The organism is Gimesia sp. (assembly GCF_040219335.1).
Taxonomy (GTDB): domain Bacteria; phylum Planctomycetota; class Planctomycetia; order Planctomycetales; family Planctomycetaceae; genus Gimesia.
The window spans coordinates 1-11,871 of the sequence record NZ_JAVJSQ010000003.1 but is presented as its reverse complement, the minus strand read 5'-3'; the positions used below and the strand labels follow the sequence as shown (position 1 = coordinate 11,871).

The 11,871-nt window shown below is 53.2% G+C and carries 8 protein-coding genes; 7 read left to right on the top strand and 1 reads right to left on the bottom strand.

Features of this window, described 5'->3' with window-relative positions:
• The first annotated feature begins 46 nt into the window (after window positions 1-46).
• The 6 genes from RID21_RS00500 (at window position 47) to RID21_RS00475 (ending at window position 6,982) form a co-directional block, all read left to right on the top strand.
• On the top strand, window positions 47-1,255 hold the full coding sequence (locus RID21_RS00500) for an outer membrane protein assembly factor BamB family protein (RefSeq protein WP_350186661.1): 1,209 nt from the start codon (window positions 47-49) through the stop codon (window positions 1,253-1,255).
• A gap of 71 nt (window positions 1,256-1,326) precedes the next feature.
• The gene (gene crcB, locus RID21_RS00495) at window positions 1,327-1,722 is read left to right on the top strand and encodes a fluoride efflux transporter CrcB (protein ID WP_145441505.1); all 396 of its coding nucleotides are present in this window, start codon (window positions 1,327-1,329) and stop codon (window positions 1,720-1,722) included.
• A gap of 261 nt (window positions 1,723-1,983) precedes the next feature.
• Window positions 1,984-2,496 carry a TIGR03546 family protein gene (locus RID21_RS00490; protein ID WP_350186660.1) on the top strand — a complete coding sequence of 171 codons (513 nt, stop codon included), beginning with the start codon at window positions 1,984-1,986 and terminating at the stop codon, window positions 2,494-2,496.
• Window positions 2,493-4,226, top strand: a complete 1,734-nt coding sequence (locus tag RID21_RS00485; protein ID WP_350186659.1) for a TIGR03545 family protein — start codon at window positions 2,493-2,495, stop codon at window positions 4,224-4,226. The genes RID21_RS00490 and RID21_RS00485 overlap by 4 nt, the downstream gene beginning before the upstream one ends.
• A gap of 412 nt (window positions 4,227-4,638) precedes the next feature.
• Window positions 4,639-5,808: a M24 family metallopeptidase gene (locus tag RID21_RS00480; RefSeq protein ID WP_350186657.1), complete on the top strand. Its 1,170-nt coding sequence runs from the start codon at window positions 4,639-4,641 to the stop codon at window positions 5,806-5,808.
• A gap of 178 nt (window positions 5,809-5,986) precedes the next feature.
• On the top strand, window positions 5,987-6,982 hold the full coding sequence (locus RID21_RS00475; RefSeq protein ID WP_350186656.1) for a cation diffusion facilitator family transporter: 996 nt from the start codon (window positions 5,987-5,989) through the stop codon (window positions 6,980-6,982).
• 38 nt (window positions 6,983-7,020) lie between these two features.
• Here the strand turns inward: RID21_RS00475 and RID21_RS00470 are convergent, their stop codons facing one another.
• Window positions 7,021-8,448: a porin gene (locus RID21_RS00470; RefSeq protein ID WP_350186654.1), complete on the bottom strand. Its 1,428-nt coding sequence runs from the start codon at window positions 8,446-8,448 to the stop codon at window positions 7,021-7,023.
• A gap of 863 nt (window positions 8,449-9,311) precedes the next feature.
• Here RID21_RS00470 and RID21_RS00465 point away from each other — a divergent pair.
• The coding region (locus tag RID21_RS00465; protein ID WP_350186653.1) for a cadherin-like domain-containing protein at window positions 9,312-11,871 on the top strand (2,560 nt) is incomplete at its 3' end.

The following is an 11,871-nucleotide window of genomic DNA, read 5'->3' as shown; positions in this document are numbered from 1 at the left end:
CAGTTTCTCCTCGAATTCAAACATACTTTCCTGACAGGTTAAAATTATGAATAAGAGTGCCTTTCAACTTGTGATGCCTCTGATTGCCATCGGTCTGTGTTGTGGAGCCGACTGGCCGCAGTTCCGGGGTCCGCTGACCAACAATGTGGCGACGTCGGATACACCGCCGACCCTGGTCGACCAGGAGAGTATTGCCTGGACCGCTGATCTGGAAGGTCGGGGGGCTTCGGGACCGATCATCGTGGGAGACAAGGTCTTTCTGACCAGCACCACCGGTTTCAAACAGGACCAGTTGCACGTACTCTGTTTCGATGCGAAGACCGGCAAGCAGCTGTGGGACCGTCAGTTCTGGGCAACGGGACGGACACAGTGTCATAACAAAATGTGCGTGGCAACGCCGACTCCCGCCAGTGATGGCAAGCGGGTTTTCGCCACATTCTCGAGTAATGATGTCGTCTGTCTGGATATGGACGGAAACCTGCTCTGGATCCGCGGACTGTCACACGATTTCCCCAATGCGAGTAACAGCCTGGGAATGGCCTCTTCACCCATCGTGGTGGGTGAGACCCTGATCGTACCCGTCGAGAATGACGACGATTCTTTCACCACCGGCCTGGATGTGAAAACCGGCATCTCCCGCTGGAAAATCAAACGTCCCCGGGTTGCCAACTGGACGTCGCCCGCGATTCTGAAAGCCTCTGACAGCGCCGAAACCCTGGTGCTGTTGCAGTCGAGTGAAGGCGTGGATGCGATTTATCCCGAAACGGGAGATACCGCGTGGAGCTACGAGCAGGGAGCCGGCCGTATTCCTTCGACCACGGTCGGAGACAATACGCTGTATATTCCTTCCAACGGTCTCACCGCACTCGTACCCGGGTCCAGCAGCGAGCCTCCCAAGGTTCTCTGGCAGGAACAGAAGCTCTCTCCCGCGACGGCCAGTCCCCTGGTGTATGAGAAGAAGGTCTTCACCGTGAACCGGGCAGGCGTATTGACCTCTGCGAATCCGGAAGATGGCGAAGTGATCTGGCGTCTGCGGTTAAAAGGTCCTTTCAGTGCGACTCCGATCGCCGCCGGCAAGCATCTGTATCTGGTCAACGAAAAAGGACTGTTACAGGTGGTGCAGGTGGGAGCAGACGAAGGCAAAGAGACGGGCGAAATCGATCTGAAGGAGACGATTCTTGCCACGCCCGCGATTGCGGATAACGCTCTGTTCCTGCGCAGCGACAAGCACCTGTGGAAGATCTCTTCCAAGTAGGCTTCCGAGAACTCAAACCGATTCGTACGCCTGTGTCAGCAGGCTGAGCAGACTGAAAAAAGGGATAACAGGTGTCACAACTGCTGGCCGTTGGACTGGGTGGATTTTTCGGAGCGATTGCGCGCTACAGTATCACGGAATTCATGTCACGAAAGTACCCCGGATTTCCCGCGGGTACCTTCGTGGTGAATGCGACAGGCTGCCTGTTGATCGGCATTCTGATGGCGATTGTCTCGCATAAGCAGATCCACTCTTCAGTGTGGGTGCATAAACATGTGAGCCTGTTTCTGATCACGGGCATGTTGGGCTCACTGACCACCTTTTCCACGTTCGGCCATGAAACCGTCAGTCTGCTGCGGAATGCAGAGATGCATCATGCGTTGATCAACATCGCCGGGAACCTGCTGGTCGGCCTGTTCGCTGTCTGGCTGGGCTGGTCGCTCGTCATGCTCTGGATTCAGAAATAATCTGGGCCGGTACAGGGGGGAAATCCAGGATTCCTCAGCCTTTCTGATACCATTTCGAACTGTTCGACCGCCTCAAATCAGTAGTGACACTAAGTAATATCTCCGCGAATGTTAAGAATTTCTGATTATAACGATTAAGACGCGCGACGCTTTCAGCCGATACTTAGGCTTAACAGGGGGGATTCTGCCTGACCTTCTTACGCAGGCAGGCAGAATTTTTATTCCTTTTAACTCCAATGATATAACGGAGTTCACCCCGAAATGTCTTACTGGCTTCGCTCTCTGCGATTTCTGGCCAGCGCCTTCACTGGCGTTTCCTCACCGCGTCAACTGGCCCTCGGGTTCAGTATGGGCATGGTGATCGGTCTGGTTCCCAAAGATAATCTCATCGCCTTGATGCTGCTGTTCATTCTGGCGAGTTCCAAGGTCAATCTCTGCTCCGCTTCCCTGGCGACCCTCGTCTTTTCCTGGCTGGGTATTTTGCTCGATCCATTGAGTCATCTGCTGGGGAAAAATGTCCTCAGCGCGCCGTCGTTACAGGGATTCTGGCAAAGCGTGTATGAACTCCCGCTGGCTCCCTGGACCGATTTCAATAATACCGTCGTGATGGGCAGCCTGTTGCTGGGGCTCTGTCTGTTCTATCCGGCTTTTCGACTGACGCGCCCCCTCTTCGAAAAGTACACGCCGATCATGGCTGAGCGGCTGAAAAAGTACTGGATTGTCAAACTGCTCTGGGGAACCGAAGTCGGTACGGTGATGGGAGAGGTTTCATGAAGTGGAATTACCTGCTCCCTCGTCTGACCCTGGCAGCGATTATCTGGGTCTTTTTTGCCTTCGCCTTCGATCCGCTCGTGCGCTCCGGCCTGATTCAAGTGAGTCAATCCGTGACGGGAACGCAGGTGGAAATTTACGATCTCAAAACCGGTTTCTTTCCCCCGGCGATCAAGACCGGGCCGGTGGCAATCGCCAGTCCGGCGAAAGATAAGAGCTACATCGCCACGTTTTCTGAGATGGAACTGAAACTCGCGGGACGCCCGTTGCTGCAGCGGAACCTGATTGTCGAAGAGGCGGCCATTCTGGGAATGGAATTCAATCCGCCACGTTCCACTTTTGCAACTGGAGAAGAAAATTCGGAGCCGGGCAGTCACTTTCATCTGAATTTCGCTCCCTTTCGTAAAAAGTCAAAACAACTGGGTAAGAGCTGGCTGGATGTTTTGAAGCAGTCTGCTGTCGAGCAGCTGGATCCCGATCGTCTGGCAACCGTACAGGTTTCAAAGCAGGTCCAACTGGAGTGGAAGCAGCGTTTCGCACAGTATGAATCGAGGGTGGACCAGGTGAAGCTGGAACTGGATTCGGTTCAGGATTCGGTCAAAACCGCCGAGGGTAAGACCCTGGATCGAATCAAAACCTACGCGGAGTCGGCTGAACGTGTCGATCTGCTGGTCAAGGAAGGCAAGCAGATGCGGGAGGAACTCAATAACCTGCCTCAACTGGCACAGCGCGATTTCCAGCGGATCGAAGACGCCAAAGATCAGGATCTGGCGCAACTCGATTCGCTGATGGACTCCGTCTCGCCCGATCCAGAGAAAATTCTGCATGCCCTGATTGGTGAAGAACTCACAGCACAACTGGAAGAGATGACCGGCTGGTCGAGTATGATCTTTCAGACTGTGAACACCATGCGCGACGAACCCGAACCGGAGCGGATGCAGGGAGAGTGGATTGACTTCCGACCGGCGGATGCACTGCCGAATGTGTTATTCAGGCAGATCAAAGTGAGTGGAAGCGCGCGTGTGAATCAACAGAAATATCCATTTCAGGCACTCGTGCGGGAACTCTCTTCTGAGCCGACAGCGTATCGCCGGCCGATTCAGCTGCAGGCACGCGTCGAGGCGGAAGGGGAAGTCAGGCTCGCGGGAGAACTCAAATTTTATGAGCAGCAGCCCACGCACGACTTTCTGGTCAAGTTTGACCTGCCGAAACAGAAAACGATTCAACTTGAGAATTCCGATAAGTTATCGCTGGCACTGATCGCGGATCAGACTGAGTGTGAGTCGCGGATTTCGTTTCGGGAAAATGATTTCACGTGCCGGGTGGAATTTAAACAGACTCCCGTGCGGTTTCAGTTCGATTCTGAGCAGGCGGGCATCAAGCCTCTGACACAAGTCGTCGCCCAGGCGCTCTCCACCATCGATTCCATTTCGGCGACCCTGGAGGGATCGGGAAGTTACAGCCAGCCTGTCTGGCGGCTGGAATCGGAAACCGGCGAGCAGATTGCCCGTGGGTTGAAGCTGGCCTGCCAGGCGGAAATCGGTCGTCAGAAGCAGGCACTGGCCCAACAGATTGAACAGCTGGCCCAGCAGGAGCGGGATCAGCTGATAGAAAAGCTGAATCGCCAGTACTCGGAAGTGATTGCTGACCTGGAAAAAGAAGAAACCCGGGTGCAGTCGGTCATTCAGAAAGTCTCTGGACGGTCACTGAACATTCGCAGCCTGTTGCGTTGATGTCAGGGCGACAGAATGTCGTATTTTCGGGCTATGGAAGGGCGTGCCCCCGACTGCTGATCGAAAATGCCCTTGATTTCTTTCATATCCTGATATGATTAATGCTAGGTACGGAGTGCGTTGCAGGATGCGTTTATTCTCTTTATCTGCCTTTTCTGGCTGCACCCTCCTGTCCTCAACAAATCATCTCTGTCTGTCTGCAGCGGTAGAACCGGTGCTGAAAAATCCGTTAATCGTTTCTATGAAGATAAAACCTGTATTTTGCCGCTGAGATCAGCGGGAAATGCTTGACTTCAGCTATTTTAAATACAAAACTCATTTATTGACACTGACTTCATATCAGACAAATTTCAGAGGGTCACAATCGTGTGTTGGGAAGATTGTTTGTTGTAGTACCAGCGGGGAGTCCTCTATGACGATCGTAGCAGTGAATGCTCATGCACCAATCTCTTCCGGAGAAATTCCCACGTCAGACCCCCGGCGTGCCACCGATGTGGAATACAAGCAGCAACAGCTGATCTCGCTGCTGGAGGCTCATAACCTCGATGCGCTGCTGCTGCAGTCCCCCGAAAATATGGCCTGGTTCACCGCGGGAGCCGAGCTGACCCGAACCGGATCGAACGATCCCTGTGCTGCGGTCTTCATTACCCCGGATGCCCGCTTGATTGCCTGCAGCAATGTCGACGCGAATCAGATTTTTGACCGTGCCATTCCAGGGCTGGGCTTTCAGATCAAAACCCGCCCCTGGCATGAACCCTTGTCACAACTGGTGCGGGACCTGTGCAAAGGACGGAATGTCGCCAGTGACACCGGAGTCGAGGGGACGCTGAATCTCTCCAACGAAATAAGGACCCTGCGGTTTCCGTTTACCGAACTGGAAGGGGAACGCATCCGTGAACTGGGGAAACTGGTTTCGCATGCGGTTGAAGCGACTGCCCGCCGGGTCGAACGGGGAAATACCGAACAGGAAATCGCCGGCTGCCTTTCACATCGTCTGTTGAAACATGGCGTCAACCCCCGGCGGTTACAGGTGATGGCAGACGGACAGAGTATCCGTTATCGACACTGGGGCTATGGTGAAGACCGCCTCGAGCGTTACTGTGTAATCTCTGCCGTCGGTTCCCAAAACGGTCTGCATGCGGCTGCGACACGCACCGTATCTCTGGGAAAACCTCCTTCCACTATCATCAAATCTCATCATCTGGCACTGCTCATGCAGGCGACGGGAATGTATTTTTCCAAGCCGGACTGGGCTCTGTTTGATACGTGGAACCGGGTGAAACGCATCTACGAGAAATACGATTGCCCCGATGAATGGCAGCACGCCGACCAGGCGGACATCATGGGGTATCAGTCGGCTGAGACCTCAATTCTGATCAATAGTGAGTTCAAGTTTCAGCCCGGCATGGCTGCATTCTGGCATCCCTCCGTTGGTCCTGCGATGACGGGGGATACCATTCTGATCGAAGAGAATGAGACCATCATGATTACGCCGATGGAGCAATGGCCTGCGGCCAAGATCATGGTGAAGGAAAACCAGCTGAGCCTGCCCGATATTCTGATTCTGCCTGACGCAGACTGAGGCCCGCACCGGCTGCGATAAACTGCTCTCAAATCGGTTCCCGATCACGCTTTGACTCGTTTCGCTCTTGTCAAACTGCCTCAATCCAATCAAGATGCGGTGATGATGGTGTTCACTGTAAACCTGCAGCGGACTACTCTCCTACAATCCTGATCCTCATTGATGTGTGTTGACTGGTATGGCAGCTGCTGACAGTGCTGGTAATTCGAATGAGCCTTCCCCGGCTCCCCTGCTGGAGGAATTTCCGGAACCGCTGGAATTGTCGGACGATGTCACGCGGATTCGTCGCCGCAGAACTTCCCGGCTCATGAAAGTGGCCTGGGTGGGGATCAATGTCCGCCTGTTCGTGATCGTGATGGAGCTGGTGGGGCTCTGGTTTCTGGGACACTCGGTCCTGCTGGTCGATGCCCTGGCGAGCTGTGCTGATGTTTTTACTTCGCTGGCAATTCTGTTCGCGATTCGCCTGGCAGAACAGCCTCCCGATGAGGACCATCCTTTCGGACATGGTCGTTATGAGCCGCTGGCAGGGTTCCAGCTGGGCATCTTGATTCTGGTGGTCGGGACCGGCACGTTTTTCTATCAGCTGGTAGCAGCATTCAGCCACGTTCAGTACGAAGTGATCGGCTGGGTGAGTTGGACGATTCCCCTGTTTGCTGCCGTACTACTGGAAGTGACCTGTCGGGTGGTACTCCGTATGGCCCGTCAGGAGAAGAGCTCCGCGATGATAGCCGAAGCTTATCATTATCGAACCGATGCCCTGACCAGCTTCCTGGCGGCCCTCGGGCTGCTGATAGCCAGCTGGATCCCCGGTTACGGCCATTTGATCGATCACATCACAGCAATGCTGCTGGCGTTAATCATGATCTACCTGGGCTGGGTCGCTGCCCGGGAGAACCTGCACGAGCTGACCGATAAGATTCCCGATCAGAAGTATTTTGATCAGGTGCGGGCCTCAGCCCTGAAGGTAACAGGGGTGCTGGATGTAGAAAAGGTCCGGATTCAGACTGCAGGGCCTGACGCACATGTGAATATCGACATTGAAGTCAACCCGAACGAAACCGTCGATCAGGCCCATCTGACGGCCCAGCAGGTCCGCCAGCAGATTCAGCACGACTGGCCTTCCGTGCGGGAGGTTGTGGTGCACGTCGAGCCGTACTACGAAGATGACCATTAACGGGTCTTCGGGTACTTGCCTCTCATCCGCTTCCTGAATTAGAAGCGGATGATCACGTCGCCACCCAGCAGGACCTGGTAATCAGACTGGAAGTTGCGGTAAGGTCCCTGAACGTTGAGCAGAGGAGCCCGGGTATCAGACCAGTCGAACCGCAGTTCCGGTCGAACAGTGACGCAGGGATGTGGTCGCCAGTTGGCACCCACGGTCAGACCATAATAGTTTCCGCCGGTGGCCAGGAACTCAGGTACCTGCAGGACCCGTGAGAAGTTCTGGTCCCGGAAGTATTCGAAGCGGGCACCCACGGCAAATTTGTCGGTGATGTCGTAGAACAGGTATTGATTAAAGGAGTACCATTTGGCAGGAACGACCTGGAACTGGTTGTTGATAGTTCCGTTGTCCTGAATCCCGAAATCGCTCTGGAAGACGTAGGTCAGGCAATCGGTGAAGTCGTGCGACAACACGAAGCTGAGCAGGGTCCGGTTGGCGGTATTGCTGAATCCGTTGTCCTGATCGCCTGAAGTCAGGGTCAGGTTGATGCTGGTGTCTTCATTAGCGCTGTTCCAGCCGATACCTGCCAGCAGTTCCCCATCGTCATTCGGATCTTCCCAGGCGTCCCAGCCCCGAGCGACACCGGCAAGTACCTGTAGTTGTTCATTGATCTGCACTGTGCCCAGTACACCGGTATGAGTGAAGGGCTCACCATACTGCATGCTATAAGAGTGCGAGTAGAAGAAGTTCTTCGGGGCCATCACGCTTTCATAACCGATGGGCGTATAAAAGTGACCAGCTTTGAAGCTGACGCCAGACAGGAAGGGCAGATAGAATTCTGCATATAACTGAGGCATCGCCAGGCCGTACATGGCATAATTATATCCGCCGCTGCTCCGAGGTCCGTTGGAGCTGTTCCAGTGAGGGGCTCCATCAGAGCGGGTTTCCAGACCGAGGGCGGTTGTATAAAAGTAGTCAGTACCGTAGAGCAGGTCTCCCCGGAAACCCCAGTCGAACTCATCGCCGCCGAAGTCAACGGGACGCTCGACGAACAGGTACAGCTGATTCATCTGGTATTCGTTAGAGCGGTCGTTGAAGGTGACAGGCAGGTTGAAGTTGTTTGATGGTTTCTGGAAGTTGCCTGTGAAACCCTGGTCCAACCAGCCGCCAACGCGAACCCGCTGAGAGTTCATCGAAGGGTAGATCGGCGAGTGACGCATCAGAAACTGCTCGAGGAAATTGCAGCACTGGCATTCGGGCAGGCAGATCTGATTCACGCAGTCCTGAGCGGCCATGGTATCAGGGGCGCAAACTGCTTCCTCTGCTACGTTTAGCGAGATCGGCTGGTACAGGCTCTCCTCCGTGGCTGGAGCCGATTCGCCCAGGTAACCGGGTTCCGGGTAAGTTTCTCCACCGAACACGATACCGTGCGTACTGATCGCGAGAGCAACCACAATCCATTGTGAAAATTTATTCATTCGCATGTTTTCCAACTCGTGCGATCACCAGATTGTTTATCTGCAGACCTGTCGTTGATTTTTTCCCTGAATCCAGCTGCAGGATGTCAGGACGAACCGATTCAGCTCAAACAATGTATTTGTAAAACAGAATGACCTGACTCCCTGGATTCAGGCCTCGATAGAGGTAGAAATCCCGCGGGAGAGTCATAATCACTCTTCTTCACTCTAGTTCGGTATGTGGGATCAGCTCTGGCGAATCAATTTAGAGCTGAACAGGTCTCTTCATACTGATTTTCGGTTGCAAACGTTAACTTTCCCTCTGGATTGCCTATTTTACGGGGAAAGATCATGCCTGAAGGTCCCTGTGTGTCACGTATCGGAATCTGTTGATCTCTTTTTGGGTTTTGTTCAGGTTTCTTATCAAGCGTGTTGCCTAAATGAAACTTTCTTGTTGAGTTAAGGCATCAGCATGTCCTATCCCCCCTACTGAACATGAAACTCATTTTTGCGCTGATCTTTACGAAGGTCCTACAACCTGAACTAGATCTCCTAAACATTCCAGATTGCCTTTTTATTAATTGCAATTCCTTCACGCGTAGGCAAAGATATTTCATAAATTGCATTATTAGCTGAAAACTTGAGCTAAAAATGCGTACTCAAAAAGAAAAAAACGTATTTCGAGCAAGTGGCTGACTGTTAGGTTTAATTAGCTTAATCGTCAAAGTATGTGTCTATTTCGACAGTAAATATCCTCATCTGCCATACCTGTATATTCTTTGACCACGATCCAATCCAATACGAGTAAAAACACTATGAAGAGCCTCAAGAGATTATTTGGCCGCAACTCTACTCGCAAATTCAAGCGTCGTTTACCTTTTCGGATGTCTCGTCCGATTGGATATGCCAGCCACGTTGAGCGTCTGGAAGACCGGACCCTGCTGGCGAGCAACATTCTGGCGTCGCTGGAGAGTTCAGTAAACCAGCCAAATGATTCGACTGAACTGCTGCTGACGGTTGGTGCCGGCAGCTCGCCGACTTTGGGATTTGAGGTTCATGCCTCTCCCGGCTCTGCATTTAATCCGGCTGCGGTCCAGATTCTGGATGCGAACACCAATGCTGTGGTTCCACTGCAACTGGCTGAACACGATCATGCTGGCACGTCCAGCTCACTGGTCCTGGCCACACTGGCTCCTGGTGACTACTCGATCTTCGTCCAGGGCCAGACAGCAGCCACCGGTAATTTCACCATCGACATCTTTATGCCGGGTGACTCTGACGGCAGTGGCTCTGTCAGTGATACTGAATATCAGCAGGCGCTGGCTGCCTCTTACCAGCATCTGTTCGGATTTAATCATTTCACTTCGCAGATGATTCTGTCGATGGGTCTGAATCCGAATCAGAATTATTACTCGGAAGAGCAGGACGGTGACAAAGATGGTGACATCGACAACTACGACCTGCAGATGATGAACAACAACCGCAACGTACCCACGGTGCAACTGGAACTGATTGGGGACCAGGATGCGCCGGCTGTGGTAGCCGGCCTGCAGACGGATTCCGGAGTTTCCAATTCGGACGGCATCACCAACGATTTGACGATTATCGGTACTGTCTCTGATGAAAGCCTGATTGCCCAGTTCAAAGTCGCCCTGGATGGGGGCAGCTATGTGGATATCTTTGGTCTGCTCTCCGGCGGCGCCAACGGTGGTTCATTCACGCTGACACGCGGCTGGCTGGAAACGAACCTGAACGGTGGCGGTTCGCTGGAAGGGGGCACTCATACCCTGCACTTCATGACTGTGGATGAACATGATAATGTCAGCCCGGCTGGTGCCTTCGATGTCAATTTTGAACTGGATACGATTGCGCCTACCACAGCGACTCCAATCGGGAACCAGACACTCAACGAAGATTTCGGCAGCTTCAACCTGGGCCCGTTCACTGATTTCTTTAATCAGAACGGGGGAACCCCGCTCAGCTACAGTGTTGATTCCATTACCAATGCCATTCTCAATTTTAATTTCGCCACAGAAGAACTCATTTTGACTTCCCGGCAGGATGTGAGTGGGTCGGCGGATATTGTGATTCGGGCCATCGACGTCGCCGGGAATACTGTGCTGTCGAATACGTTCACTGTGACAGTCAATGCACTTAATGACGCCCCGGTAGCTGTCGACGACAGTTTCAGCACAGATGAAGAAACAGTCCTCAATGGTGCCAGCAATGTGCTTGCTGCAAACCCTACGACAGCTGATTCCGATGTTGAGAACAATACGCTGACCGTAACGGAAGTCAACGGGGTGGCAGGTGACGTCGGCAATCAGATTGCACTCGGTTCCGGTGCGTTACTGACACTGAATTCCGATGGTACGTTTACCTATGATCCTACTGGCGTGTTTAACTATCTGGCAGTCGGAGAATCAGCAACGGAAAGCTTTACCTACACTATCGACGATGGAACCGGGCTGCTGGTTACCTCGGACACCGCGACCGTCACGATTACGATTCACGGTGTGAACGATCCTCCGGTCGCTGCTGACGATGACTTTACGATCACTCAGAACGAAACCCTGAACATGAATCACCACAGTGTGATCAGCAGTAACGGCAATGGTGTGGACTACGATCCCGATAGTAGCGACAGTATTGAGGTAACGGCCGTCAATGGTAGCGCAGCCAATGTGGGTAATGAGGTTGTGCTGGCTTCCGGTGCATCGTTGACACTGTTCAGCGGTGGGTTTATTTCTTATCAACCCAATGGGGTGTTTGACTATCTGGCTCTCGGTGAGACCGCGACCGAAACCTTTACCTACACCCTCAGCGATGGAAACGGCGGCACCGATACCGCGACCGTGACGATCTCCATTACCGGTGTGAATGATGATCCTGTCGCCAATCCCAATACAATTCTGACGGTAGGCGCAGATGAAGATAATCCTGTAAGCGTTCCCGCCGGGGCGATTTTTGAATTTGCCACTGATGCGGAAGACGATTCCCTGCTGATAACGGAAATTAATGGCGCTGTCGGGAATGTGGGCGCTACAATTTCCATCGGACTCGGAGGGTTGCTGACTGCGAATGCAGACGGCAGTTTCACATTTGACCCGAACGATAGCTATGACTTTCTAGCCGTTGGTGATTTTTACGACGAAGCATTTACGTATAAAATCTCTGATGGCAACGGTGGTACGGATGGAGGCACCTACACCATCAGGATTCATGGCATTAACGACGCCCCGATCGCCGCCGACGAAGGCATTGCAGCGACCGAAGATGGTGGTACGGTATCCACGAGCGTGCTGGCCGATGATGTGGACAGTGACGACGACGCCAACAGCCTGGTCTATGCAATCACCGCTCAGCCGAGTGAAGGAACTGCTTCTTCAAACGGAGATGGCAGTTTTACCTTCAATCCGGGGACTGACTTCCAGGACCTGGCCG

Coding starts and splice junctions, on each gene's coding strand:
- RID21_RS00500 (WP_350186661.1), top strand. CDS start 47: ATGAATAAGAGTGCCTTTCAACTTGTGATGCCTCTGATTGCCATCGGT.
- RID21_RS00490 (WP_350186660.1), top strand. CDS start 1,984: ATGTCTTACTGGCTTCGCTCTCTGCGATTTCTGGCCAGCGCCTTCACT.
- RID21_RS00485 (WP_350186659.1), top strand. CDS start 2,493: ATGAAGTGGAATTACCTGCTCCCTCGTCTGACCCTGGCAGCGATTATC.
- RID21_RS00480 (WP_350186657.1), top strand. CDS start 4,639: ATGACGATCGTAGCAGTGAATGCTCATGCACCAATCTCTTCCGGAGAA.
- RID21_RS00475 (WP_350186656.1), top strand. CDS start 5,987: ATGGCAGCTGCTGACAGTGCTGGTAATTCGAATGAGCCTTCCCCGGCT.
- RID21_RS00470 (WP_350186654.1), bottom strand. CDS start 8,448: ATGAATAAATTTTCACAATGGATTGTGGTTGCTCTCGCGATCAGTACG.